The sequence below is a fragment of the Streptosporangium sp. NPDC006930 genome (assembly GCF_040635605.1).
Classification (GTDB): domain Bacteria; phylum Actinomycetota; class Actinomycetes; order Streptosporangiales; family Streptosporangiaceae; genus Streptosporangium.
The window spans coordinates 62,202-88,367 of the sequence record NZ_JBEYID010000014.1; the positions used below are offsets into that span (position 1 = coordinate 62,202).

A 26,166-nucleotide genomic window follows, 5' to 3' on the forward strand; every position below is an offset into this window, starting at 1 on the left:
GCGGTCCATCAGACCTCCCGTGAGGCGGCGAGCAGGCGCGCGACTCCGGCGGCGCGGTCGGTCAGGTGCAGCCGTACGGCGGGACGCCCACGGCTGGCCAGCGCGCCCAGGTCGCCCAGGGCCTGGGCGAGCTGGAGCCGGCCCAGGGTGTAGGGCTTGCCGGGGACCTCGACGTCATCCTCGACCGCGCCGGTGATCTGCAGGAACACCCCGTTCTGCGGGCCGCCCTTGTGGTACTGGCCGGTGGAGTGCAGGAAGCGGGGTCCCCAGCCGAAGGTGACCGGGCGGTCGGTGCGGACGGCGAGCAGCCCGCGCAGCGTCGCCGGGTCGGCGCCGCTCCACACGTCCGTCATCTCCTCGAACGAGGCGCCCTCGGCGTACGGGGCGTCGAAGGCCGCCTCACGGTCGAGGTAGGCCATCACCGCGAGGTAGCCGCGCTCGGGGATCGCCTCCAGCAGCCGGGTGAACACGTCCGACAGGTCCTTGACGTCCTCGGAGCCGGGGAACTCGCCGTACACCTCCACCGGGCCGTCGACCAGGATCGGGGTGCCGACCGGCAGCTCGGCCTGGTCGAGCAGCTTGGCGGTGTTCTCCTTGGACTCGGCCACGTTCGGCTGGTTGAACGGGTCGATGCCGAGGACGCGGCCCGCGACGGCCGTGGCGTACTCCCAGACGAGGAACTGCGCGCCCAGCGGGCCGGCGACGGTCACGACGCCGTCGGTGTCGATCCCGGCGAGCAGCTCGTCGTCGGCGTCACCGGGGTCGGCGCCCACGACGGGCAGGATGCCCTTGCCGGACTTGCCGGTGGACTCGGCGACCAGCTGCTCGATCCAGTCGGGCAGGCCGTTGATCTCCGACAGGCTGTCCTCGATCACGAGCTTGTCGCGCCCGGCCTCGGCGGCGGCGCCCAGGGCGGCGCCGAGGTCGAGGCCGGGGTTGCCCTCGGTCCGCGACAGCAGCGGCGCCACCTCGGCCGCGTCGTCGAGCAACTGCTCGACGTCGGCGCCCGCCAGCGCGCTGGGCACCAGGCCGAACGCCGTCAGGGCGCTGTAGCGGCCGCCCACGTTCGGGTCGGCGAGGATCACCTGGTAACCCGCCTCGCGGGCGCTCGCCTCCAGGGGCGAGCCGGGGTCGGTGACGACGACGATCCTCTTCGCCGGGTCGATCCCGGCGTCACGGAAGGCCTTCTCGTAGATCCGCCGGTGGCTGTCGGTCTCGACCGTGCCGCCGCTCTTGCTCGCGACGACCAGGATCGTGCTCTCCAACCGGTCCTCGAGCGCCCGGCGCACCTGGCCGGGGTCGGTGGTGTCGAGAACGGTGAGGGGTACGTCGTCGGAGGTGGTGATGACCTCGGGGGCGAGGGAGGAGCCGCCCATGCCGGCCAGGACCACGTGGTCCAGGCCCTCGGCGCGGGCCCGCTCCACCAGCGCGCCGATCTCGGGGAGCAGCTGCCTGCTCGTCAGCGGGAGGTTGAGCCAGCCGAGCCGGATCGCCGCCTCGGCCTCCGCCTCGGGACCCCACAGGGTGGAGTCGCCGGAGGCGAGGGCCTGGGGGACCCCCTCGGAGGCGAGCTGTCCTGCCGTCTCCGAGGCCTGCTCGGTGAAGTCGTCCTCGCTGAACGTCACGGACACTGACATATGGTCCTCACGCCTTCTTCAGCTCGGAGGAGACGGTCTCCAGCAGCTCTTTCCAGGAGGCCTCGAACTTGTTCAGGCCGTCCTCCTCCAGGAAGCGCACCACATCGTCGTAGTCGATGCCGGCGTCCTTGAGCGCCGCCATGGTGTTCCAGGCCTCCTCGTAGGAGGAGCGGACCGTGTCGCCGGTGATGTTGCCGTGGTCGGCCGTGGCCTCCAGGGTCTTCTCCGGCATCGTGTTGACCGTTCCGGAGGTGACCAGCTCGTCGACGTAGAGGGTGTCGGGGTAGTCGGGGTTCTTCGTCCCGGTGGAGGCCCACAGCGGGCGCTGCGCCCGCGCGCCGGCCTCGGCCAGCGCCTGCCAGCGCGGGGACGCGACGACCTCCTCGAAGGCGGCGAAGGCGAGGCGGGCGTTGGCGACCGCGGCCTTGCCCCTCAGCGCGAGCGCCTCGGGCGTGCCGATCTTGTCCAGGCGCTTGTCGATCTCGCCGTCCACGCGGCTGACGAAGAACGAGGCGACCGACTCGATGGCCGACAGGTCCAGGCCGGCCTCCTTGGCCTTCTCCAGGCCGGTCAGCCAGGCGTCCATCACGGCGCGGTAGCGCTCAAGGGAGAAGATCAGCGTGACGTTGACGCTGATGCCCTCGGAGATCGCCTGCGTGATCGCGGGCAGGCCCTCGACGGTGGCGGGGATCTTGATGAACAGGTTGGGCCGGTCGACCAGCCACCACAGCGCGCGCGCCTCGGCGACGGTCTTGTCGGTGTCCTTGGACAGGCGGGGGTCGACCTCGATCGACACCCGGCCGTCCACCTGGCCGGTGGTGTCGTAGACCGGCCGCAGCACGTCGGCGGCCCAGCGGATGTCGTAGGTGGTGATCGCCCGCACGGCCTCCTCCACGTCGACGCCGCGGATCTTCAGGTCGTGCAACTGGCCGTCGTAGGCGTCGCCCTTGCTCAGCGCCGAGGCGAAGATCGTCGGGTTGGAGGTGACGCCGACCACCTGCCTGTCGTTGATCAGGGACTGCAGGTTGCCCGTGCGCAGGCGCTCGCGGCTGATGTCGTCCAGCCAGATGGAGACACCCTGCTCGGAGAGCTTCTTCAGGATCTCACTCATGATCAGTTTCCCGTCGTCTCGCCCTTGTCGGCTCCGGTCTTGGCGAGGCTCGCCTTGGCGGCGGCGGCCACGCGCTCGGCGGTCAGGCCGAACTGCTCGTAGAGGGTCTTGTAGGGGGCCGAGGCACCGAAGTGCTCCAGGCTCACCACCACACCCTCGTCTCCCACGAACTCCCGCCAGCCCAGCGCGATTCCCGCCTCGACCGCCACGCGCGCGCGCACCGCCGACGGCAGCACCGTCTGCCGGTAGGCCGCGTCCTGGGCCTGGAACCACTCCACGCACGGCATCGACACGACCCGGGTGGCGATGCCCTGCGCCTCAAGGAGCTCGCGGGCCTCGACGGCCAGCTCGACCTCGGAGCCGGTACCGATCAGGATCACCGAGGGCTGCCCGTCGGAGGCGTCCCGCAGGATGTAACCGCCGCGGGCGACCTTGTCCGCGTCGCGGGTGCCCTCGTAGACCGGAAGGTTCTGGCGGGTGAGCGCGAGCGCGGCAGGGCGGTCGTTGTGCTCCAGCACGACCTGCCAGGCGGCGGCCGTCTCGTTGGCGTCGGCCGGGCGGACCACGTCGAGACCGGGGATGGCGCGCAGCGCCCACAGGTGCTCGACGGGCTGGTGCGTCGGGCCGTCCTCGCCCAGGCCGATGGAGTCGTGCGTCCACACGTAGGTGACCGGCAGCTTCATCAGCGCGGCCAGCCGCACGGCCGGGCGCATGTAGTCGCTGAACACCAGGAACGTGCCACCGTACGGGCGGGTGCCGCCGTGCAGCGCGATGCCGTTGAGTATCGCGCCCATGCCGTGCTCGCGGATGCCGAAGTGCAGCGTGCGGCCGTAGGGGCCGCCGGGGAAGTCCTTGGTCTGGAACTCCTCGGGGATGAAGGACGGCTCGCCCTTCATCGTGGTGTTGTTGGACTCGGCGAGGTCGGCCGAGCCGCCCCACAGCTCGGGCAGCACCGGCGCGAGGGCGCTGAGCACCTCGCCGGAGGCCTTGCGGGTGGCGACGGAGGAGCCGATCTCGAAGGTCGGCAGCGCCCCGGTCCAGTCCGCGGGAAGCCGTCGCGCGGAGATGCGGTCGAACTCGGCGGCGCGCTCGGGGTTGGCCTCACGCCAGCTCTGGTAGAGCTTGTCCCACTCTGCCCGCACGGCCCGGCCGCGCTCGACGACCTCGCGGGCGTGCTCCAGCACCTCGGAGGGGACGTCGAAGCTCTTCTCGATGTCGAAGCCCATGACCTTCTTGGTGGCGGCGACCTCGTCGGCGCCCAGCGCCGAGCCGTGGATCTTGCCGGTGTTCTGCTTGTTGGGCGCGGGCCAGCCGATGATCGTGCGCAGCCGGATGAACGACGGCCTGCCGGTCTCGGCGCGGGCGGCCTCCAGGGCCTCGTACAGCGCCTGGACGTCCTCGACGTACTCGCCCGTCCGCGTCCAGTCGACCGTCTGGGTGTGCCACCCGTACGCCTCGTAGCGCGCGACGATGTCCTCGCTCAGCGCGATCTGGGTGTCGTCCTCGATCGAGATGTGGTTGCTGTCGAAGACGACGGTGAGGTTGCCCAGCCTCTGGTGGGCCGCGAGGGCGCTCACCTCGTGGCTGATGCCCTCCTCGATGTCACCCTCGGAGGCGATGCACCAGATGTTGTGGTCGAACGGGCTCGCGCCCGGGGCGGCGTCCGGGTCGAACAGGCCGCGCTCGCGGCGGGCGGCCATCGCCATGCCGACCGCGTTGCCCAGGCCCTGGCCGAGCGGGCCCGTGGTGGTCTCGACGCCGACGGTGTGGCCGTGCTCGGGGTGGCCGGGCGTGAGGCTCTCCCACTGGCGGAGCCCCTTGATGTCGTCGAGGCTCAGACCGTAGCCGGAGAGGAAGAGCTGAATGTAGAGAGTCAGGCTGCTGTGACCCGCCGAAAGGACGAACCGGTCACGGCCCGCCCACGAGGGGTCTGACGGGTCATGTCGCATCACCTGCTGGAACAGCAGGTAAGCGGCCGGCGCCAGGCTCATCGCGGTGCCGGGGTGACCCGATCCCGCCTTCTCTACCGCGTCCATGGCCAGGGTGCGTACGACGTCGACCGCACGGCGGTCCAGGTCGCTCCATTCGAGGGCTGGCACGAGTTCAGTGCTCAAGTGCTCGATCTCCGGATCTAATCGTGTGATGGTGGCGCCGGTCTGGTATTTCCCGCCCACACCGGACCCTAACGGGTTCGACCTGGCTACCGGGGCGTAGGTCGGCCCGAGGCGGGTCCGGGGGATCGGCAGGCGGCGTGCCTCCCCCTCGGGGAGTCCTCTCGCGCCGCTTCCGCACCCCGTGCCGGGACCGGCCTCCCCTGCAACTACAGTGAGTCCTCAGGGCCGGCTGGTGCCCGCATTCTCGGATCCGCTCTAATCAGAGGTTACGCGTTGACCCCGCACGTGCTGGAAGCACCTTAGATGGTGCTCACCGACAAGCAATCGACGGCCCCGCCCGAGGCGGGCACGGCCACCGAGGCCGCGCCGCGCTCCTTCGGCGACGTCGTGAAGGCCTACGTCGCCCTCACGAAGCCGCGGATCATCGAGCTGCTGCTGATAACGACGCTGCCGGTGATGTTCCTGGCCGCCAAGGGGCTGCCGCCGCTGTGGATCGCCGTCAACACCCTGGTGTTCGGCACCCTGTCGGCCGGCAGCGCGAACGCGCTGAACTGCTACATCGACCGCGACATCGACGCCGCCATGCGCCGCACCCGGCGCCGCCCGCTCGCCCGCGACCTGGTGCCGCCGACGAACGCGCTGATCTTCGGGCTCATCCTCGGTGTGGTGTCCACCGTTGGACTCGGCCTGGCGGTGAACTGGCTCGCCGCGGGCCTGTCGCTGGCCGCGAACCTGTTCTACGTGCTCGTCTACTCGATGATCCTCAAGCGCCGGACCTCGCAGAACGTGGTGTGGGGAGGCCTCGCCGGCTGCATGCCCGTGCTGATCGGCTGGGCGGGTGTCACCGGCCGCCTCGACTGGGCCCCCGTGGTGCTCTTCGGCGTGGTGTTCTTCTGGACGCCGCCGCACACCTGGACCCTCGCGATGCGCTACAGGGAGGACTACGCGGCGGCGAAGGTGCCAATGCTTCCCGTGGTCGCCACCGAGCGCCGCGTGGTGCTGGAGAGCATCGTCTACACCTGGGCCACGGTGCTGTGCTCGTTGCTGCTGTGGCCGGTGGCCGGGACCACCCTTCTCTACCCCGCGGTGGCCGTCGTCCTCGGCGCCGCCTGCCTGTGGGAGGTCCACCGCCTCCTGGCCCGGGTCAACGCGGGCAAGACCGGTGTCGACCTGCGCCCGATGCGCTTCTTCCACTGGTCCAACGCCTATCTGGCGCTGCTCTTCCTGGCCGTCGCCATCGACTCGATGCTCGTCTGAGACCCGGATCGTCTCGCGCGGTCTCCTCGGGCTGTGCCCGTTTCCGTGCCCCGGCGGCGGGGGAGACGTCTCCCGGGGGAAGATGTTCTCTTGACCGGCCTGGGGTGGGCCTGACCGTGGGGAGGGTGTTTCGTGGTCTTCGGTAAATCCCGGGAGCCTGATTCCGGTTCCGGCCGCGAGCGCGGCTCATCGCTCGGCATGGTCTACGGATCCGAGGTGGCCGGCCCGGTTCGCGGGCCTCACCTGCTTTTCGGCGGAGGGTGGCCGAGGGGTGGCGGTGGGGCGAGGTGTGTCAACCTTCGGCCGATAATCTCCCGATTCGAGTCGTAGGGTGGACACCAAGGGTTACGGTGGCCACATGGCCGGCCGTGACCCCCGCTGGGTGCTCAGGGACCGTCCGTCGGTCGGACTGATCGTCGGGCTCGTCCTCACCGGAGTGTGCGCCCTGGTGTCGTTCTCCTTCGACGTGCTGAACGGCGATCCGGTCTACTTCTTCATCGCCCTGTGCCTCGCGCTGGCGCCCGTCCCGGTGCTGCTGGCCGCGGTGCTGGCGCTCGACCGCATCGAGCCCGAGCCGCGCGGCAACCTGATCTTCGCGTTCGCCTGGGGCGCGGGGGTCGCGGTCCTGGTCGCCGGAGTGATCAACTCCTTCAACCTCGTCTACATCGAGAACACCGTCCAGCTGGGCTACGACTACGCGCGCAACATCGCCGCCACCTTCGGCGCACCCGTGGTCGAGGAGACGATGAAGGGCCTGGTCCTGCTGGGCCTGCTCAGGTTCAGGCGCGCCGAGCTGGACGGGCCCACCGACGGCATCATCTACGCCAGCATGGTCGGCCTCGGCTTCGCCATGAGCGAGAACGTCAGCTACTACGTGGCCGCGCTCAACGAGCTGGGCGCGCAGGGCCTGGCGGTGACCGTGGTGCTGCGCGGGGTCCTCTCGCCGTTCGCGCACCCGCTGTTCACCTCCATGATCGGTGTCGCGGTGGCCTACGCGGCGCAGCGCCGGGGGCCTGGGCGGATCTTCGTCATCGCGGCCGGGTGGGTCGGTGCGATGCTGCTGCACGGCATCTGGAACGGCTTCGTCTCCTACGTCGGCCTCGGCGGCCTGGCCGTCGCCTACCTGCTGCTGATGGTCGTGCTGTTCGTGCTGATCTGGATCATCTTCCGCGACCGCAAGCGCATCATCGGGCTCATCCAGACCTACCTGCCCGCCTACTGGGCGACGGGGCTGGTGTCCTCGGGCGACGTGGTGATGCTCTCCTCCCTGCAGGGGCGCCGCCACGCCCGGCAGTGGGCCAAGCAGCACGGGGGCAGGACGTCCCTGCGGGCGATGAGCGACTACCAGCTCGCGGCCACCGAGCTCGGCCTGCTCCACGAGCGGGCGAGGGGCCACGTGATCGACGAGCGCACCTTCAACGAGGAGCAGCGGGCGCTGCTGGAGTGCATGGCCGGTGCCCGCGCCCAGTTTCCCGGGCCGCCCGTCACGGGGAACGCTCCGGCGAGCCACGCCTCCGGCCCGTCCCACCCGCAGGACGGCCCTCCTTATCCGCAGGGTGGCCTCCCCGGTCACCCGCCGCCGGGCGGGCCGTTCCACTAGGCGCGTTCGCACCCGCGAAACCCGCCCTCTCGTCGGGGGGCCGTGTTCGATCCGATGCGGAGGATCATCTTCTCCGTACCGGATCGGAGCGCGGGGTCGGGCCTCGGATCGGCTCAGACGCGGACGTGTGTCACGGTCGGCTCATGCATGGGGGGCCTTCGCCTGCGGGGGGCGCGTCGCGGGCGCGCGTCACAGGGGCCTCAGACGCGGACGGGATCGAGCTCGCCGGTGACCGCCTCCGAGGCCTTTCGCGGCCCATGTGAGCCGGTCGCGAAGACCACCCGCAGCGTGCAGATCCAGACCAGGGTCGCGCCGAGCACGTGCAGGTTGACCAAAGCCGCGGGCACGCCCAGGAAGTACTGGACGTATCCGATGACCCCCTGCGCGGCCTCCACGCCCAGCAGCGTCCACGCGGCCCGCCGGGTGTACCCGGGCGCGTCGGTGATGTGCAGCGCGAACGCCAGCGCGAAGGTGAGGCCGATCACCACGTAGGCGACGTCGGCGTGGATCCTCGCCACGGTCTCGATGTCGAAGCCGAACCGGGAGGCCATCTCGTCGCCCGAGTGCGGCCCGGTGCCGGTCACCACCACGCCCACGACGAGCAGGGTGAACACGGCGGCGACGAGCCCGAAGACGAGCGTGCGGACATGGCGGTGGATCCGCTGCCGGGGCGGGGAGTCGTCGCCCGGGCTCTCGTTCAGGGCGGCGCGGGCGTACAGCGCGTACGCCGCGGCGATCATGCCGATGGAGGCGAGGAAGTGCACGCTCACGGTGACCGGGTTGAGCGCGCTGCGCACGACCAGGCCGCCCCAAAGTCCTTGGAAGGCCACGCCGATCGGTTGCAGCCAGGCCAGCCTCACCAGGTCGGGGCGGCGGGCCGGTAGCCGCAGGGCGGCGATCAGGCAGGCCACGCCGACCGCGAGCACCAGGAAGGTGAGCATCCGGTTGCCGAACTCGATCGCCATGTTCAGCGGTGAGATCTCGTCGTGGGCCACCGGGATGAAGCTCTCCGGCGTGCACCGTGGCCAGGTGGGGCAGCCCAGGCCGGACCCGCTGACCCGCACCGCGGCGCCCGTCACCGTGATCCCGACGTTGACGACGACCGCCGCCAGCGCCCAGCGGCGCAGGGTGAGGAAGGTCGGCGGCCCCACGATTCGCGCCGATCCGGCGGCATGACGGCGAGCCTGGTCAAGGAGGTGGTTCACGGCTCACATGCTAGGCGGCGAGGGGGGTGGTCCCGCCGCGGACCCCGGGGGGACCCCGGATGGCGGCCACCGGTGCGAGGCGCGGGCCATGGGACGGCGTGCCGTACGCCCCCGGGGGTAGGGGTGGGCTTGAACCGAAGTTTTGCGTGTGATGTCCGTTTAGATGCCTTGATCCGTTAAAAGGTATGTGACATATTACTGGCGGGCCCGAGGCGCGGGAGCGAGGTGAGAGATGCCGGACGTCGTGGTCGTCGGTGCCGGGGTCGTGGGGGCCGCCTGCGCCTACTACGCCGCCCGCGCGGGGCTGGACGTCGTGGTCGTCGACCGGGGTGCGGTGGCGGGCGGTACGACGGGTGCGGGCGAGGGCAACATCCTGGTCTCCGACAAGGAGCCGGGACCCGAACTCGACCTGGCACTGCTCTCCAACCGGCTCTGGCGTGACCTGGCGGGGGCCGCGCCAGAGGGCGGGGTCCGAAACGGCGCGCCGAGGGACGAGCGCGTCGACGCCGGACCGGGCGGTGGGGGAGCGGGCGTCATGGACCGGCCCGTCACGGGCGGCGGGTTCGAGTTCGAGGCCAAGGGCGGCCTGGTGGTGGCCGAGACGGACGAGATCCTGGAGACGCTCACCGACCTGGCGGGAAAACAGGGGGTCGAGCACGTCGCCGTCGCCGCGGGGGAGCTCGGCGACTACGAGCCCCACCTGGCGAAAGGGCTCGCCGGAGGCGTGTTCTACCCGCAGGACGCCCAGGTCCAGCCCATGCTGGCGGCGGCCTCCCTCATCCGGAGAGGCGCGGAACGGTTCGGTCGCGGCGCCCTGATGCTGCGCACGGGCGTCACGGTGACCGGCTTCGTCCGCGACGGCGACCGGATCGCCGGGGTCACCACCGACCACGGTGACATTCTCGCCGGAGCCGTCGTCAACGCCGCGGGCACCTGGGGCGGCGAGCTCGCCGCGCTCGCCGGCGCGCACGTCCCGATCCTGCCCAGGCGCGGCTTCATCATGGTCACCGAGCCGCTCGCCGGGCCCTTGATCAGGCACAAGGTCTACACGGCCGCCTACGTCACCGCGGTGGCCAGCGACTCGGAGGGGCTGCAGACGTCCGCCGTCGTGGAGAGCACCCCGCCGGGGCCCGTGCTCATCGGCGCCAGCCGCGAGCGGGTCGGCTTCGACCGCACGATGTCGGTCCCGGTGCTCGAACGTCTCGCCCGTCAGGCCGTGGAGCTGTTCCCCGCCCTGGCGGCGTACCGGGTGATCCGCGCCTACTGCGGTTTCCGCCCCTACTGCCCAGACCATCTTCCGGTGATCGGGGAGGATCCCCGAGCTCGGGGGCTCTACCACGCCTGCGGTCACGAGGGGGCGGGCATCGGCCTGGCCCCGGCCACCGGCCACCTGATCGCCCAGCTCCTGGCCGGCCTCAGCCCCGACCTGGACCTCACTCCCTTCCGTCCTGACCGCTTCACCCGGGAGGCGTCTTGACCTGCTCCCCGAGCCTGAACCGGAGCCGAGGTCCGGGGCCGGAGCGGAGTCCGAGCTCGAACCGAAGCCACAACCGGGATCCTTCCCACGGAGGTGCCCGATGAGGGATCCGTACCGCCTGGTGGGAGCGCGGCCCGAGCCGGAGTTCGAGATCAGCGTGGACGGCGCTCCCGTCCCGGTGATCCCCGGCCAGAGCGTCGGCGCCGCCATGCACGGCGCGGGCATCCGCTCCTGGCGCACCACCAGGTTCGGCGGGAGAGCGCGCGGGCTGTTCTGCGGCATCGGGGTCTGTTTCGACTGCCTGGTCACGGTGAACGGAACCCCCTCCCTGCGCGCCTGCCTGACCGAGGCGCTCCCGGGAGACCGGGTGACCACCGGCGGCTCCCCACCTGCGTCCCAGGACCTGCCGGAGGCCCCGGAGGGCGAGGCCGGACCGGGGGTGAGCGGCCGATGACGCGGATCTACGATCTCGCCGTGGTCGGCGCGGGTCCCGCCGGGGTCGCGGGCGCGCTCACCGCGGCCCTCGCGGGACTGGACGTCGTGCTGGTCGACGGGGCCGCCAGGCCGGGCGGCCAGTACTTCCGGCACCCCGCCGAGGGCTTCCGCGCCGCACGGCCCGGCGCGCTCCACCGCGGGCTCGACAGGTTCACCCGCCAGTGGGAGACGCTTCGCGAGCGCGCCGAGCTGCTCCTGCGCCACCGGGTCTGGGCGGTCGAACGCACGGACGGCGCGATCACCGTACGGTGCCTGGAGGGAGACCGCGAGGAGCGGCCCCGCACGGTGACCGCGCGAGGGCTGTTGATCGCCACCGGCGCGTACGACCGGCCGCTGCCGTTCCCCGGCTGGGACCTGCCGGGGGTGCTCACCGCGGGCGGCGCGCAGGCACTGCTCAAGGGCGACCTTGTCGGTGCGGGAAGCAGGGTCGTGGTCGCAGGCACCGGCCCGTTCCTGCTGCCCGTCGCCGCGGGCCTGGCGGACGCCGGGGCGCGGGTGCTCGGCGTCCACGAGGCGAACGGCGGGTTCGGGCTCGCCAGGCACCCGCTGCTCGCCGCGGGCCGGGTAGGGGAGGCCCTCGGGTACGGGGCGCGCCTGGCCCGCCACCGGATCCCGTACCGCCGCCGCGAGGCGGTGGTCGCCGCGCACGGCGACAGCGCGCTGACCCACGTCACCGTGGCGAGCCTGGACGGCGACTGGCGGCCGGTCTCGACGAGAACCGTCGAGTGCGACACCCTCGCCTGCGGCTACGGATTCGTCCCCCAGCTCGACCTGCCGGTCCAGCTGGACTGCGCCACCCGCCGCGACCCCGACGGCAGCCCGGTCGTCGCGGTGGACGCGGGCATGCGCACCAGCGTGCCCGGTGTCTACGCGGCGGGGGAGTCCACCGGTGTCGGCGGAGCCGTGCTCGCCGAGGTGGAGGGACGCGTCGCGGGCCGGTCCGCCGCCGCCGACCTGGGCCGCCCGGTCGCTCCCGATCCGGCCCTGACCCGGCGCGCGGCCCGGCTCTCCGCCTTCGCGCACGCCCTGCAGGAGGCCTACCCGGTACGGGCCGGCTGGCGGGACTGGCTCCGCGACGACACCCTCGTGTGCCGCTGCGAGGAGGTGCCCCTGGCGGCCGTACGTCAGGCACAGGCCATGGGTGCCGTCGACGCGCGCTCCGTCAAGCTTCTCGCGCGCCCGGGGATGGGATGGTGCCAGGGCAGGATGTGCGGCTACGCGGTCGCGTGCCTCGTCGGGGAGGATCCCGCGCCGCCCCGGCGCCCGATCGCCCAGCCCGTCAGGCTCGGCGACCTCGCCGTGGCGACGTTCGCCTCCCCCGGCCGAGGGGAGGCACTCCCGGCCCCGGAGGAGGCGGAGACGGGCGCACCGGAGGTTCTCTCGCGTCCGGCACGTGCCGAACCTCCCTCGGCCCCGGCGACGGATCGGCCCGAACCCCCTCGGAAGGACGAACGATGACGACCCCCGCGAAGCCCTGGCACGGTGTGACGGTGGCCACCGCGCTGCCCCTGGACGCCGACCTCTCCGTCGACCTGGACGGCTACGCCGAACACTGCCGGTGGCTGGTCGCCTCCGGGTGCGACGGCGTCGTGCCGAACGGATCGCTGGGCGAGTACCAGACGCTCACCCCCCGGGAGCGGGCCTCGGTCGTGGAGACCGCGGTCGCGGCCGTGGGCGGCGACCGCGTCATGCCGGGTGTCGCGGCCTACGGCGCCCTGGAGGCCCGTCGCTGGGCCGAGCAGGCGGGGGAGGCCGGGTGCCGTGCGGTGATGCTGCTCCCGCCGAACGCCTACCGCGCCGACGACAGGACCGTGGTGGAGCACTACCGCGAGGTGGCCGCGGCCGGTCTGCCGGTGGTGGCCTACAACAACCCCTTCGACACCCGGGTGGACCTCACCCCCCGGTTGCTGGCCACCCTGCACGCCGAGGGTCTGATCGTCGGGGTGAAGGAGTTCAGCGGTGACGTCCGGCGGATCTACGAGATCGCCGAGCTCGCCCCCGAGTTGGACGTGCTGGCCGGGGCCGACGACGTACTGCTGGAGCTGGTCACCGCCGGGGCGGTCGGCTGGGTGGCCGGATTCCCCAACGCGCTGCCCGAGTCGACCGTCGCCCTGTACCGGGCGGCGGCCGCGGGGGACACGGCCACCGCGCTTCCGCTCTACCGCGCGCTGCACCCGCTGCTTCGCTGGGACTCCAGGCCGGTGTTCGTCCAGGCGATCAAGCTCTCCATGGACCTGGCCGGACGCCGCGGCGGCCCGTGCCGCCCGCCCAGGCTCGCCCTGGTCCCCGAGCAGGAGGCCGCCGTACGCGCCGCGACGGAGAAGGCCCTCGCCGAGGGACTGCGCTAGATCGTCCCCGTACCCCCTTCCCGCGAGGAGCGTCGATGAGAACGAAGAGGATCTTCCACGCGGTGGACTCCCACACCGAGGGCATGCCCACCCGGGTGATCACCGGGGGAGTGGGGGTCATCCCCGGCTCGACCATGGCCGAGCGGCGCGAGTACTTCCTCGCCGAGATGGACCACGTCCGCACCCTGCTCATGTACGAGCCGCGTGGCCACTCGGCGATGAGCGGGGCCATCCTGCAACCGCCCACCCGGCCCGACGCCGACTACGGCGTGCTCTACATCGAGGTCTCCGGTTGCCTGCCCATGTGCGGGCACGGCACCATCGGCGTCGCCACCGTCCTGGTCGAGACCGGCATGGTCGAGGTCGCCGAGCCGGTCACCGTCATCCGGCTGGACACCCCGGCCGGGCTGGTCGTCGCCGAGGTCAGGGTCGAGGACGGCGCCGCCGCGGAGGTGACCATCACCAACGTGCCCTCCTTCAGTGCCGGGCTGGACCGCGCGGTCAAGGTGCCCGGCGTCGGGGAGGTCGTCTACGACCTCGCCTACGGCGGCAACTACTACGCGATCCTGCCCATCGAGTCGGTGGGCCTGCCGTTCGACCGCTCGCACAAGCAGCGGATCCTCGACGCGGGCCTGGCGATCATGGAGGCGATCAATGAGCGGGACGAGCCCGTCCATCCGCTGGACCCGGGCATCCGCGGCTGCCACCACGTGCAGTTCACCGCGCCAGGTTCCGACGCCCGGCACTCGCGGCACGCGATGGCGATCCACCCCGGCTGGTTCGACCGCTCGCCGTGCGGCACCGGCACCAGCGCCCGGATGGCCCAGCTGCACGCCAGGGGCGAGCTCCCCCTGGAGGTGGGCTTCGTGAACGAGTCGTTCATCGGCACCCGCTTCGTCGGGCGGCTCGTGGCCCAGACGGAGGTGGGGGGCCTGCCCGCGGTGGTTCCCACGATCACCGGGCGTGCGTGGGTCACCGGCACCGCCCAGTACTTCCTCGACCCCCGCGACCCGTTCCCCGAAGGTTTCCTCCTGTGACGCCAGGGCTGTGACGCCAGGGCTGTGACGCCAGGGCTGTGACACCAGGGCTGTGACACCGGAGCGTGCCGGCTCGATACGAGCCGCCTGAGCTGCGGATACGCCGCCTTTCCCGGCGCTCCTCACGCTGGGTGCCGCATCGCGGGGAAACGACGTCTCAACGTTAACGGTCTTGTTTCGGCCCTTGACGTGCACTTGCATTACACGTGCAATATCACACATCACTAGATGTGAGGAGCCGCACATGCGTGCCACCCCCCTGAAGTGCTTCACGTCGCTGGCCGTCCTCGGTCTCCTGGTCACCGGATGCGGCCAAGGGCTGCTCGGTGACGGAGGCGCGGGCCAGGCGACCGCGGAGAAGAACGAGCCGATCGTCCTCGGCATGCTGATCCCGCAGTCGGGCAGCGAGGCCGCGATCGGCCCCTATATGAGCAACGCGGCGCAGCTCGCGATCGACGAGATCAACGCCAAGGGCGGCGTGCTCGGCCGCCAACTGGAACTGAAGACCGCCGACGACGCCTGTGACGCCCAGTCCGCGGCGGCGGGCGCGAACAAGCTGGTCACCGAGGGGATCGACGTCTCCGTGGGCGGCTACTGCTCCGGTGCGACGCTCCCCACCCTGCCGATCTTCGGCAAGGCCGGAATCCCGATGATCATCCCGGCCGCCAACTCCCAGGAACTGGTCGACCAGAAGCTCAAGCACGTCTTCCTGATCAACGGCACGGGCTCCCAGCAGGCCGCGGCCGCGGAGAAGTGGATCACCAAGCAGGGTTCCAAGAGCGTCGCGCTCATGCACGACAACACCAGCTACTCCAAGGACATCGCGCTGCGCACCCAGGCACTCCTGGAGGCCCCCGGCGGAGCCGAGGCCGTGATCACCGAGGCGGTCACCCCGAAGGAGAGCGACTACAGCGCCAACATCACCAACGTGCTGGCCAAGAAGCCCGACTTCGTCTACTGGACCGGCTACTTCCAGGAGGGCGGACTGATCGCGCGCCAGCTCAGGCAGGCCGGATACAAGGGCTCCATCATGGTCGGCGACGGCTCGGTCTCCCCCAAGCTGGTCGAGATCGCCGGAGACGAGGCCGCCGAGGGCCTGTACGCGACGATGACCCAGACGCCCGACACCCTCCAGGGCGCCGAGGGCTGGATCGAGGCGTACAAGAAGAAGTACTCCTCCGAGCCGGGCCCGTACTCCAACCAGGCCTACGACGCGGTGCGGCTCGCCGCCGAGGCGGTCACCAAGGCGGGCGCCACCGACGGCGACAAGGTCATCGCGGCGCTTGAGGCGATCGACGGCTTCTCGATGTTCTCCGGGCCGCTGAAGTTCACCCCGGAGCACACCCTGGCGAACGGCGGCTTCCAGATCCTCGTCGTCAAGGACGACAGGTTCGCCCTGCAGGACGCCCTTAAATGACGCAGCTCGTCTGGAACGGGCTGTTCGTCGGCTCGTTCTACGCCCTGGTCGCCCTGGGGTACAGCATGGTCTACGGGATCATCAAGCTGCTCAACTTCGCCCACGGCGACCTGTACATGCTCGGCGCGTTCGCCGGTTTCGCCATCCTCGGCGCGGTCGGCGGCGTGTCCTCCTCGATGGCACTGCCGCTGCTGCTCGCGGTGCTCCTGGCGACCATGCTCGCCACCGGCCTGGCAGGGGTGGCGCTGGAGCGGATCGCCTACCGTCCGCTCCGCCGCGCCCCGAGGCTGTCCCTGCTGATCACCGCGGTCGGGGCCTCCTTCGCGCTGGAGTACGGGATGCGCGCGGTGGCCGGGGCCGACCCGCGGGTCTACCCGGTGCGGTTGGGCGGCACCTCGCTGGAGATCCTCGGCGCCAGGCTCACCGTGCAGCAGGTCGTCCTGATCGGCGTGGCGGTGCTCCTCATGGCCGGGCTCAACCTGCTGGTCACCCGCACCCGCGAGGGCAGGGCGATGCGGGCCATCGCGCTGGACCCGCGCACCAGCGCGCTGATGGGCATCGACGTCAACGCGGTCATCTCCCGCACCTTCTTCATCGGCTCGGCGCTGGCGGGGGCCGCGGGCGTGATGGCAGGCGCCTACTACGGCAAGATCGACTTCATGATGGGCTTCCTGATCGGGCTCAAGGCCTTCACGGCGGCCGTCATCGGGGGTATCGGCAACATCCCGGGCACGATGCTCGGCGGCCTGCTGCTCGGGCTGCTGGAGTCGTTCGGCACGTTCTGGCTGGGCGGTGAGTGGCGTGACGTGTTCGCCTTCGGGGTGCTGATCCTGTTCCTGACGGTGCGGCCCACCGGCCTGCTCGGCGAGCGCGTCACGGAGCGCGTATGACCGGGACCGTCGGCCCCACCGGACCCGCCGGGCCTGCGGGAGCGAGGACGACCAAGGTCCGCCGCCTCGGCACCGACAGGCCGCCCAGCCGGGCGTCGAAGCTGATGCAGAACCGGTGGGCAGGGCTCGCCGGGCTGCTGATCGCGCTGCTGGCGCCCTTCGTCAACGCCACGCCGTACGCGCTGTCGGTCATGACCAGCGCGGCCATCGCCGTGATGCTCGCCGCCGGGCTGAACATCGTGGTCGGCTACTGCGGCCTGCTCGACCTGGGCTACGTCGCCTTCTTCGCGGTCGGCGCCTACACCAGCGGCGTGCTGGCCACCCGCTTCGACCTGCCGCTGCTGGCCACGGTGCCCGCCGTGCTCGTGGCCACGGTCATCGCGGGGATCGTGATCGGCGCCCCCACGCTGCGCCTGCGCAGCGACTACCTCGCCATCGTCACCCTCGGCTTCGGCGAGATCATCCGGATCACCGCCAACAACCTGGACGTCACCGGCGGCCCCTCGGGGATCTACGGCATCCCGCACCTGGTCGAGAGCCCGGCGCTCTTCTACTACGTCACCGTGGCCGTCGTCTCGCTGGCCGTCCTCGGCGCGGCGCGGCTGGGCCGCTCCCGCCTGGGCAGGGCCTGGCGCTTCGTCCGGGAGGACGAGGACGCCGCCGAGGCGATGGGCGTGCACACCTACCGGGTCAAGCTCGCCGCCTACATCGCCGGGGCGGTCTGGGGCGGCATGGCCGGGGTGCTGTTCGCCGCGCAGCTGTCGGCCATCTCGCCGGGCAGTTTCACCTTCCTGTCGTCGGCGCTGGTGCTCATGGCCGTGGTCCTGGGAGGCATGGGATCGACGCCCGGCGTCGTCGTCGGGGCCGTGGTGATCAGCATCCTGCCGGAGATCCTGCGCGACCTCGCCGACTACCGGTTCTTCCTGTTCGGCGTACTGCTCATCGCCTTCATGCTGCTGCGGCCGCAGGGCATCTGGCCGGCCCGATCCAAGGAGGTCCCGTGAGCCTGCTGAGCGTGACCGACCTGCGCCTGACCTTCGGCGGGCTGGTGGCGATCGACGGCCTGTCGTTCTCGGTGCGCGAGGCGGAGATCGTCTCCGTGATCGGGCCCAACGGGGCGGGCAAGACGTCGGCCTTCAACTGCGTCACCGGTTTCTACCGGCCGACCTCGGGCCGGATCACCCTGCGCGGCAGGGACCTGCCGGGGCTGCGGCCCTCGGCGATCGCGGGTCTGGGCGTCGCGCGGACCTTCCAGAACCTGCGGCTGTTCGGCGAGTTGTCGGTCCTGGACAACGTACGCGCCGGATCGCACCTGTGGCTGCGTCAGAGCGTCCTGGACGCCCTGCTGCACACCCCGCGCTACCGGCGCTCCGAGCGCGAGTGCACCGAGCAGGCCCACCACTGGCTGGACTTCGTCGGCCTGCGCGGTGACAGGTACGGACAGGCGAGGAACCTTCCCTATGGTGAGCAGCGCCGCACCGAGATAGCCCGTGCGCTCGCCCGGCGTCCCGACCTGCTGCTGCTCGACGAGCCCGCGGCCGGGCTCAACCACGGCGGGAAGGCCGAGATGCTCGACCTGATCCGGCGCATCCAGGCGCTGGGGGTGGCCATCGTGCTCATCGAACACGACATGGGCCTGGTCATGGAGGTCTCCGAACGCGTGGTCGTGCTCAACTTCGGCAGGGAGATCGCCGACGGCCGGCCAGAGGACGTCCGGCGAGATCCGGCCGTCATCGAGGCCTACCTCGGTGGCGACACCTCCGCGAACGACGGGACCGGCGAAGCCGTGACGGTGAAGAAGGACGGCGCGGGCGAAGAGGTCACGGGGAAGGACAGCGCGGCCGGGGGAGACACCGATGCTTGACATCGACGGGCTGGACGTCCACTACGGCGGCGTACACGCCCTGCGCGGCCTGTCCCTCGGCGTCGCCGAAGGTGAGATCGTCGCCCTGCTGGGCAACAACGGCGCGGGCAAGACCACCACGCTCTGCGCGGTCTCGGGACTGCTGCGGCCCAGCGGCGGCAGGGTGCTCTTCGAAGGGAAGGAGATCACCAGGCGGAAACCGCACAGGATCACCGCGCGAGGCCTGGTGCACGTGCCGGAGGGCCGCAGGATCTTCAGCACGCTCAGCGTCCACGAGAACCTCCAGCTGGGCGGCTACCTGGTCCGCGACCAGGCGGAGGTCCGCACGCGGATCGACCGCGTCTACGAACTGCTGCCGCGCCTGGCCGAGCGGCGCGCACAGCAGGGGGGCACGCTGTCGGGCGGCGAGCAGCAGATGCTCGCGATCGGCAGGGCACTCGTCACCGGCCCCCGGCTGCTGCTGCTCGACGAGCCCTCCATGGGGCTGGCGCCCCTGGTGGTCGCCTCGATCATGGAGCTCATCGCGGGCATCAACGCCCAGGGCACCTCGGTACTGCTCGTCGAGCAGAACGCCGTCGCCGCCCTCGGGATCGCCCACCGCGGCTACGTGATCGAGAGCGGGGAGTGCGTCCTGGAAGGGCCCGCCGCCGAGCTGCGCAGAGACCCTCGGGTGGTCGAGGCCTACCTCGGCGGAACCGGAGGGAGCGAACGCGGGTGACCGGCGGACCCACCACCGGCGCCGTACCCCGGAGATCGGCCCCCGGGTGTTCGGAGGCAGGCGTATGGCCTGGGAGGATGGGAGGGTGGCGGGTTCCGCCGATCAGGCGTGGACGTGAGCGACACGAGAGGCTCCGGTATGGCTCCTAGGGCGGACGGCCGGCTCGATCTGCCGACCGTGAGCGAGCGGCAGAGCCTGCGGGAGCAGGTGGCCCACGCGCTCAGGGCGGCCCTGATCACCGGTGAGATGAGGCCGGGCATGGTCTACTCGGCCCCGGTGCTCGCCGCCCAGTTCGGCGTCTCGGCGACCCCGGTGCGCGAGGCCATGCTCGACCTGGCCAAGGAGGGCCTGGTCGAGGCGGTACGCAACAAGGGTTTCCGGGTCACGGAGCTTTCCGACAGGGATCTGGACGAGCTGACCGAGATCCGCAGGCTCATCGAGGTGCCCACGGTGGCCCAGCTGGCCGACGCCGGGCGCGCGCCGAGCTTCGAGACACTGCGCCCGCTCGCCCAGGCGATCGTCGACGCCGCCGAGCGCGGCGACCTTCTCGCGTACGTCGACGCAGACATCCGCTTTCACCTGGACCTGCTCGCCCTGGCGGGCAACTCCCGCCTCGTGGAGGTGGTCCGCGACCTGCGCAACCGGGCCCGTCTGTACGGCCTGTCCTCCCTGCACCGGCGGGGCGCCCTCACCGACTCCGCCCGAGAGCACCTCACGCTGCTCGCGCTGCTCTCCGAAGGAGACGCGAGCGGTGCCGAGCGGCTGATGCGCGACCACATCCGGCACGTCCGCGGCATCTGGGCCAGCGGGCCGGAGGGGCCCGAGGAATGAACGGAGCGGCCTGAGAGCGGGCCGCCGGGAGTGGCGATGCTCCGGAGAGGCCTCGGGGCGGGGCAGGAGGGCCGTGGGTGGCGCCGTAACCGGATCTGTGGAACCGATGCCGGAGCCGAGGGTCAGCCGGTGCTGCGGGTGGCGCCGACGCTGGCGATGACCACGCAGCCGATGGCGGCCCACTCGCGCATCTGGAGCACCTCGCCCAGGATCAGCAGCCCGGCCAGCGCGGCCATCGCGGGCTCCAGGCTCATCAGGATGCCGAAGACCCGTTTGGGCATCCTGCGCAGCGCCTCCAGCTCGATCGAGTAGGGGATGACCGACGACAGGAGTCCCACCCCGAGCCCGATCAGCAGCAGCTCGGGCTGGAGCAGGTCGGCGCCACCCGAGGCGATCCCGACGGGGGCGACCAGCAGGCAGGAGACGATCATCGCCAGGGCGAGGCCGCTCGTTCCGGGGAAACGCCTGCCGACCGAGGCCGACAACAGGATGTAGCCGGCCCAGCAGACCGCAGCCACCAGGGCGAAGGCGATCCCGGCCCAGCTGATCCTGGAGGCGCCCCCGCCCCACGGGGCGAGCAGCACCACGCCCGACCCGGCGAGCACGACCCAGAACAGGTCGAGGCGGCGGCGCGAGGCCGCCACCGCGACGCCGAGCGGGCCGAGGAACTCGATCGCCACCGCGATGCCCATCGGCAGCCGGGCCAGCGCCTCGTAGAACGACAGGTTCATCACGCCCAGCGTCACGCCGAACGCCACCCCGGCGCCGATGTCCGCCCTGGACAGCCCGCGCAACCGGGGTCTGACGACCGCTCCCAGGATCAGGGCACCCGTCGCGATCCGCAGGAACACCACGGCGCTCGGCGGCAGCTGGGAGAACAGGTCCTTGGCCAGACCCGCGCCCACCTGCACCGACATGATGGCCAGCAGCACCAGCCCCGACGGCGGGATGGCGTCGGAGGCCGCTCTCAGCAGCGTTCCGGGCCTGGGCAGCCTCGGCTTGTACGGCTCGGCGGGCCCGTCCAGGGCGTCGGCGGTCACGACTCTCCTCGGTCATGTGCAAAACAACAGGTGACACCTTACTTGCCGAGGTCGCCGTCTTCACGGCCGTCCGTGATGTGAGACGGCTCCGTGGAGGGCCCTTCCGAGGGTTCGCCCCGTCGAAAGGTCAGGGGAGGGGAGTCTCGCCGGTCGTGCGGCGTCCGGCGTCCGGTGCGCGGGTGTAGAGCGCGACGGTCATGCCGGGTACGCGGCCCGTCCGCCAGGACCTGGTCCGGACGAATCCCTCCTTGACCAGGGTGACCACCCGGCCGACGCGCGAGGCCGCCTCTGACCCGCCCCGCCAGATCACCCAGACCCGTTCGCGCCCGGCCACGGCGGCGGCCACGTCGGAGCGCTCCGGGTAGCCGAAGGAGTGGGGCAGGGGCGCGGGCCCGGCGAGCAGCACGTCGTCGGGCAGCCCTTTGCCGCCGTGCCGCGTCTGGTCGTAGTAGCGGAAGCCCTCGCGCAGGGAGGAGCGCCCGTAGAGGAGGGCGTCGCCCGGCCGGCCCTCGCTCGCGAGGATCCGTACCGCCCGGGGGAAGTTCTCGTGGTGCCCGTCCTCCCCGCGCAGGTCCAGCTGACCGGGGAGCCCGGCCGCCAGGACGCCCGCCAGCGCGATCCCGGTGGCGAGGTGGGGCAGCGCGGCGAGGGCGAGTCCGGCCAGCAGCGCGTACGCGGGCACCGTCGCGAACAGGTAGCGGTCGACGTAGACCGGCGAGACCAGGTGGGACAGGGCGAACAGCAGCAGGGGCGGCAGAATCGCCCATGAGCCGAGCAGGACGATCCAGAGCCGGTCGGCACCGTGTCTCCGGCCCAGGAACGGGGCGGCCGCGGCGGCGGCGAGCAGCACGCACCCGGCCAGGGCGGTGCCCCCGGCCATCTTGGGCAGGGCGAGGAACACGTCGGGTCCCGGCAGGGTGATCCAGCTGATCGCGTGCCGCTCGGCGAAGCCGACTACCGTCCAGACGGCCCCCGGGACGCAGCCCACGGCCATGCAGGCGAGCACCCTGGGCAGGACGCCCCGCCCGTACGACCCGACCGCGAGCAGGTGGGCGGCGAGGACGAGCAGCGCGAACACCTGCGTGCAGCCCAGCAGCGCGACGGCGGCCGCGTACCTCCACCAGGCGCCGCGCCGTCCCGGCTCCTCGATCGCCCGGTACAGCGTCCAGGTGGCCAGGACCGCGGCGGCGGCGGCGAACGCGTAGGAGCGGATGTTCTGCCCGTGATAGGAGACCGAGGGCAGGAAGACGTAGACGGCGGCGGCGGCCAGTCCGGCGGGCTGCGAGCTCAGCCGGCGGCCCAGGTCGGCGATGAGCGCGGTGGCCGCGCCCGTCGCGAGCGCCGAGGGCAGGCGCATCCACCACTCGGCCTGCCCGAACTCCAGCCACAGGTGCATGAAGCCGTAGTAGGGCAGGAAGTGCCCGTCGATGTGCTGGGCCAGCTCCCAGAGTCCTCCGGCGCCGCGGCGGGCCGCGCTGAGAGTGGCGAGTTCGTCCCCCGACTGGGAGACCGTGGACGAGCCGGCGACGGAGACAAGCGTGGCAACGATCCCCATGGCCAAACTTGGCCAGATTCGCCCCGTATGCCGTGTCGCCGGCCGGGATGAAGATCGCGTTCCGGTAATGATCACCTGGAGGATGGTAGATCTTGACGATCACCCTGGTTGATCTTTTGCGGGGAAGAGGTGGAGAAAATCCTGATTTAGGCGATCCCCGGTAACCGATTTCCGGACGGATCATTCCCAGCGGAACGTCCGGGAGGTGAGGAAGAGCGACACCACCGCCCACGCCGCGAGAATCGCCACGGCGGCGAGCGGCACCCCCGCGCCGTCGCTCAGGACCGCGCGGAGCCCTCCGGTCAGCGCCGAGATCGGCAGCAGCTCCAGCACCGGCCGCACCGCCTCGGGAAACCTCGCCAGCGGGAAGGCGACCCCACCGCAGGCGAGCAGGAGCAGGTAGACGAGGTTCGCCGCGGCGAGCGTGGCCTCGGCGCGCAGCGTCCCCGCCATCAGCAGGCCGAGCCCGCTGAACGCGGCGGTGCCCAGCACGATGAGCGCCAGGACCGCGAGCGGCGAGCCCGTGGGGTGCCAGCCCAGGGCGAGCGCCACCGCGCAGATGACCGTCACCTGGACGACCTCCACCGCGATCACCGCGAGCGTCTTGGACAGCATCAGCCCGGTCCGCGACAGCGGGGTCGCGCCCAGCCGCTTCAGCACGCCGTAGCGGCGCTCGAAGCCCGTCGCGATGGCCTGCCCGGTGAAGGCGGTGGACATCACGGCGAGCGCGAGCACGCCGGGGGTCATGAAGTCGATCCGGGAACCGCCGCCCACGTCGATGATCGGGGCGGAGGAGAGGCCGACGAGCAGCAGCACCGGGATGATCATCGTGAGCAGCAGCTGTTCGCCGTTGCGGAGCATCGCCCGGATCTCCGCTCCCGTCTGGGCCGCCACCATCCGGCCCAGCGGCGCGGCTCCGGGGGCCGGCGTGAGGTCCAGGGTCGTCATGGGGCTCTCCAGCGGTCTGATGCGCGCTCCGGTTCGGGCCGCGCCCGGACGCGTGAGGGGTGGCGAAGGGGGTGTGAAGGTGTCACCGGGGCGGAGGGCTCCGGGGGCGTCGCCGCGACGGTGGGTTCGAGGGCGGGTTTCGGGGGCGTCACCGGAGCTCACGCCCGGTCAGTTCCAAGAAGACGTCCTCCAGGGTGCGCCGCTCGATGCTGAGGTCGTCGGCGGTCACGCCCTCGGCGGCGCACCAGGTCGTCACCGTGGCCAGGAGACCGGGCACGACCTGCCCCTCGATGATGTAGTGCCCGGCCGGCGACTCCTTGGCCGCGCTGCCGGCGGGCAGGGCGGCGAGCAACTCGTCCAGGCAGAGGCCGGGGCGGGCGCGGAAGCGCAGCTGCCGCTCGGCGCCGGTGAGGGAGGAGGGCGTGCCCTCGGCGACGACCCTGCCGCGATCGATGATCACGATCTGGTCGGAGAGCCTCTCCGCCTCGTCCATGTGGTGGGTGGTGAGCACCACGGAGACCCCGCTTGAGCGCAGGTCCTTGACCAGCTCCCAGCAGGCGTGTCTGGCCTGGGGGTCCAGGCCCGCGGTCGGCTCGTCGAGGAAGACCAGCTCCGGACGGCCGATGACCGCTCCGGCCAGTGACAGGCGCTGCTGCTGGCCACCCGACAGCCTGCGGTACGGGGTGCGGGCGTGCTCGCTCAGCCCCAGCCGTTCCAGCAGCGCCGCGGGATCGAGCGGGTGGGCGTGGAAGCGGGCCATCAGCCGCAGCCACTGCCCGCAACGGGACGCGGGGGGAACGCCGCCCGCCTGGAGCATCACCCCGACCCTGGCCCGCAGTTCCGGCCTCGACGGGTCGAGCCCGAGCACCCTCACGGTGCCGCCGTCGGCCCGGCGGAACCCCTCGCAGATCTCCAGGGTGGAGGTCTTGCCGGCCCCGTTGGGGCCCAGCACCGCGGTGACCGCGCCGCGGGCGGCGTTGAAGGTCAGGCCGTCGATCGCGGTCGTCCCGCCGTATCTCTTGACCAGGTCGACGATCTCGACGGCTGGGGAGTCCATGGCCACGAGTTTAGGGACTGTGTCCGCCGGTCACGCTCCCGGACCACGCGTCCGCAGCCGCCGGGAACCCGTTTTCCGCGCGGTGCCCGGCCGCCCCTCGCTCCCACCTAAAGGTTTTTCCGAGAAAATTTCCGAAAAGCAGGAATTCGGATGAACAGCTGTTGGTTGGGAGGTTTCGGCCCCTGTGGGCCGTCATCGCCCGTAAGTGGAGGGCGTGGCCTGCGACCAAAAAGGGGATACGGGTATGACCGCGGCCGCCGTTGAGCCGGAGGTGGCGCCGATCGTACGGCGCAGGGGGCTGTTGCTCGCCATCCTGGGAGCGCTGTCGGCGGTCGGCCCCCTCGCGATCGACATGTACCTTCCCGCCTTCCCCTCCATCGCCGCCGACCTGGGCAGCGGGCAGGCGCAGGTGCAGCTCACCCTCACCGCCTGTCTCATCGGATTCTCGGTCGGGCAGGTCATCGCGGGCCCGATCAGCGACACGCGCGGCCGTCGGGGCCCGCTCCTGATCGGCATCGCCGCCTACGCCGCGGCCTCCCTGCTGTGCGCCTTCTCGCCCTCGGTGTACGGGCTGGTCGGCTTCCGCCTGCTCCAGGGCATCGCGGGCGGCGCCGCGCTGGTGATCGTCCGCGCGATCGTCCGCGACCTGTACGAGGGGGCGGCCATCGCCCGCATCTTCGCCACCCTCATGCTGGTGACCGGCCTCGCCCCGATCCTCGCCCCGATCGCGGGCGCGCAACTGCTCGCCCACACCTCCTGGCGGGGCGTGTTCGTCGCGTTGAGCGTCGCGGGCCTGCTGTTGCTGGTCTTCGCGCTGTCCGGGGTACGCGAGACGCTTCCCGCCGAGCGGCGCGAGAGGGGCGGGCTCAGGCACACCCTCACCACCTTCTGGCACCTGCTCCGCGACCGCCCCTTCATGGCCGCGACCCTCGCCGGGGGGCTGAACTTCGCGGCCATGTTCGCCTACATCTCCGGGTCGCCCTTCGTGCTCCAGGACGTCTACGGCACCTCGGCGCAGACCTTCTCGCTGGTGTTCGGGCTGAACGCGCTGGGCCTGACCATCGCCGCCCAGGTCGGCGGGCGCCTCGCCGGGCGCCTGGACCCGGCCGGGCTCATCCTCGCCGGGTTGTTCCTGGGCGTGGCCGGAGCCGCCGGGGTGCTCGCCGCGGCCCTGTTCCACCTGCCTCTGCCGGTGCTGGTCACCGCGCTGTTCGTGATGATGTGCGGGGCGGGCCTCGTCCTGCCGGGCAGCGGCGCGCTCGCCCTGGCCGGTCAGCCCGCGCGGATCGCCGGGAGCGCGGCCGCGCTGACGGGCGTGCTGCAGTTCGCGCTCGGCGCCGTCGCCGCACCGCTGGTGGGTCTGGGCGGGGAGGGATCCGCTCTGCCGATGGCCGTTGTACTGGCCGGTTTCACTCTCGCCGCGCTCGCCGCCTTCGCCGGGCTGCGCGGGACCGCGCGGAGCGTTTCCCCAGCTTAGGTAAGCCTTACCTGCGTGATGAACCACATTCCGGACGACCGTACATCGGGTTTGTAACTCGGGAAGCAATTACGGCACACTGATGTTG

At 71.7% G+C, this 26,166-nt stretch carries 22 protein-coding genes; 14 read left to right on the forward strand and 8 right to left on the reverse strand.

Annotated features, from left to right (window positions below):
• Window positions 1-8: 8 nt before the first annotated feature.
• Genes ABZ664_RS23980 through tkt form a run of 3 tightly spaced genes read right to left on the reverse strand, consistent with a single transcriptional unit; the run spans window position 9 to window position 4,862 of the window.
• Window positions 9-1,637, reverse strand: coding sequence for a glucose-6-phosphate isomerase (locus ABZ664_RS23980; RefSeq protein WP_362513949.1), 1,629 nt, complete (start codon window positions 1,635-1,637; stop codon window positions 9-11).
• Window positions 1,638-1,644: 7 nt separating this feature from the next.
• On the reverse strand, window positions 1,645-2,748 hold the full coding sequence (gene tal, locus ABZ664_RS23985; RefSeq protein ID WP_362513952.1) for a transaldolase: 1,104 nt from the start codon (window positions 2,746-2,748) through the stop codon (window positions 1,645-1,647).
• Between the two features lie 2 nt (window positions 2,749-2,750).
• Window positions 2,751-4,862, reverse strand: a complete 2,112-nt coding sequence (tkt, locus tag ABZ664_RS23990; RefSeq protein WP_362513956.1) for a transketolase — start codon at window positions 4,860-4,862, stop codon at window positions 2,751-2,753.
• Window positions 4,863-5,165: 303 nt separating this feature from the next.
• On the opposite strand from tkt, the gene ABZ664_RS23995 reads away from it, so the two are divergent.
• Together ABZ664_RS23995 and ABZ664_RS24000 are read left to right on the forward strand one after the other, a co-directional pair.
• Entirely contained in the window at window positions 5,166-6,119 is a 954-nt protein-coding gene (locus tag ABZ664_RS23995; protein WP_350947761.1) for a heme o synthase, read from the forward strand.
• Between the two features lie 358 nt (window positions 6,120-6,477).
• Window positions 6,478-7,719: a PrsW family intramembrane metalloprotease gene (locus ABZ664_RS24000; RefSeq protein ID WP_362513961.1), complete on the forward strand. Its 1,242-nt coding sequence runs from the start codon at window positions 6,478-6,480 to the stop codon at window positions 7,717-7,719.
• A 200-nt stretch (window positions 7,720-7,919) separates the two neighbouring features.
• On the opposite strand, the gene ABZ664_RS24005 is transcribed toward ABZ664_RS24000, so the two are convergent.
• Window positions 7,920-8,924 (reverse strand): COX15/CtaA family protein, encoded by a 1,005-nt coding sequence (locus ABZ664_RS24005; RefSeq protein ID WP_362513964.1) that lies wholly within the window; start codon window positions 8,922-8,924, stop codon window positions 7,920-7,922.
• A 232-nt stretch (window positions 8,925-9,156) separates the two neighbouring features.
• Between ABZ664_RS24005 and ABZ664_RS24010 the strand changes: the two genes are divergently transcribed.
• The 11 genes from ABZ664_RS24010 to ABZ664_RS24060 all read left to right on the forward strand — a co-directional run bounded on the left by ABZ664_RS24010 (window position 9,157) and on the right by ABZ664_RS24060 (window position 20,001).
• Window positions 9,157-10,401 (forward strand): FAD-dependent oxidoreductase, encoded by a 1,245-nt coding sequence (locus ABZ664_RS24010; RefSeq protein ID WP_362513967.1) that lies wholly within the window; start codon window positions 9,157-9,159, stop codon window positions 10,399-10,401.
• Between the two features lie 100 nt (window positions 10,402-10,501).
• Window positions 10,502-10,855: a (2Fe-2S)-binding protein gene (locus ABZ664_RS24015; RefSeq protein ID WP_362513970.1), complete on the forward strand. Its 354-nt coding sequence runs from the start codon at window positions 10,502-10,504 to the stop codon at window positions 10,853-10,855.
• Window positions 10,852-12,354, forward strand: coding sequence for an FAD-dependent oxidoreductase (locus ABZ664_RS24020; RefSeq protein WP_362513973.1), 1,503 nt, complete (start codon window positions 10,852-10,854; stop codon window positions 12,352-12,354). The genes ABZ664_RS24015 and ABZ664_RS24020 overlap by 4 nt, the downstream gene beginning before the upstream one ends.
• Window positions 12,351-13,244, forward strand: a complete 894-nt coding sequence (locus ABZ664_RS24025) for a dihydrodipicolinate synthase family protein (RefSeq protein ID WP_362513978.1) — start codon at window positions 12,351-12,353, stop codon at window positions 13,242-13,244. The genes ABZ664_RS24020 and ABZ664_RS24025 overlap by 4 nt, the downstream gene beginning before the upstream one ends.
• Before the next feature lie 35 nt (window positions 13,245-13,279).
• Entirely contained in the window at window positions 13,280-14,281 is a 1,002-nt protein-coding gene (locus ABZ664_RS24030; RefSeq protein ID WP_362513984.1) for a proline racemase family protein, read from the forward strand.
• 244 nt (window positions 14,282-14,525) lie between these two features.
• Complete coding sequence (locus tag ABZ664_RS24035; RefSeq protein WP_362513989.1) at window positions 14,526-15,698, forward strand: branched-chain amino acid ABC transporter substrate-binding protein; 1,173 nt, start codon at window positions 14,526-14,528, stop codon at window positions 15,696-15,698.
• Window positions 15,695-16,588, forward strand: a complete 894-nt coding sequence (locus ABZ664_RS24040; protein ID WP_362513993.1) for a branched-chain amino acid ABC transporter permease — start codon at window positions 15,695-15,697, stop codon at window positions 16,586-16,588. The genes ABZ664_RS24035 and ABZ664_RS24040 overlap by 4 nt, the downstream gene beginning before the upstream one ends.
• Window positions 16,585-17,592: a branched-chain amino acid ABC transporter permease gene (locus ABZ664_RS24045; protein WP_362513997.1), complete on the forward strand. Its 1,008-nt coding sequence runs from the start codon at window positions 16,585-16,587 to the stop codon at window positions 17,590-17,592. Before ABZ664_RS24040 ends, ABZ664_RS24045 begins: the two co-directional genes overlap by 4 nt.
• The gene (locus tag ABZ664_RS24050; protein WP_362514001.1) at window positions 17,589-18,452 is read left to right on the forward strand and encodes an ABC transporter ATP-binding protein; all 864 of its coding nucleotides are present in this window, start codon (window positions 17,589-17,591) and stop codon (window positions 18,450-18,452) included. The genes ABZ664_RS24045 and ABZ664_RS24050 overlap by 4 nt, the downstream gene beginning before the upstream one ends.
• Entirely contained in the window at window positions 18,445-19,170 is a 726-nt protein-coding gene (locus ABZ664_RS24055) for an ABC transporter ATP-binding protein (protein WP_362514007.1), read from the forward strand. The genes ABZ664_RS24050 and ABZ664_RS24055 overlap by 8 nt, the downstream gene beginning before the upstream one ends.
• Window positions 19,171-19,284: 114 nt before the next feature.
• On the forward strand, window positions 19,285-20,001 hold the full coding sequence (locus ABZ664_RS24060) for a GntR family transcriptional regulator (protein WP_362514011.1): 717 nt from the start codon (window positions 19,285-19,287) through the stop codon (window positions 19,999-20,001).
• Window positions 20,002-20,123: 122 nt separating this feature from the next.
• Here the strand turns inward: ABZ664_RS24060 and ABZ664_RS24065 are convergent, their stop codons facing one another.
• The 4 genes from ABZ664_RS24065 to ABZ664_RS24080 form a co-directional block, all read right to left on the reverse strand.
• Window positions 20,124-21,041: a DMT family transporter gene (locus ABZ664_RS24065; RefSeq protein ID WP_362514016.1), complete on the reverse strand. Its 918-nt coding sequence runs from the start codon at window positions 21,039-21,041 to the stop codon at window positions 20,124-20,126.
• 127 nt (window positions 21,042-21,168) lie between these two features.
• Window positions 21,169-22,596, reverse strand: coding sequence for a glycosyltransferase family 39 protein (locus tag ABZ664_RS24070; protein ID WP_362514020.1), 1,428 nt, complete (start codon window positions 22,594-22,596; stop codon window positions 21,169-21,171).
• A gap of 180 nt (window positions 22,597-22,776) precedes the next feature.
• Entirely contained in the window at window positions 22,777-23,544 is a 768-nt protein-coding gene (locus tag ABZ664_RS24075) for an ABC transporter permease (RefSeq protein ID WP_362514025.1), read from the reverse strand.
• A gap of 148 nt (window positions 23,545-23,692) precedes the next feature.
• A complete protein-coding gene (locus ABZ664_RS24080; RefSeq protein ID WP_362514028.1) occupies window positions 23,693-24,601 on the reverse strand; it encodes an ABC transporter ATP-binding protein in 909 nt (302 codons plus the stop codon).
• Between the two features lie 244 nt (window positions 24,602-24,845).
• Here ABZ664_RS24080 and ABZ664_RS24085 point away from each other — a divergent pair, with 244 nt between their 5' ends.
• Window positions 24,846-26,078, forward strand: a complete 1,233-nt coding sequence (locus ABZ664_RS24085; RefSeq protein ID WP_362514031.1) for a multidrug effflux MFS transporter — start codon at window positions 24,846-24,848, stop codon at window positions 26,076-26,078.
• Window positions 26,079-26,166 lie beyond the last annotated feature (88 nt).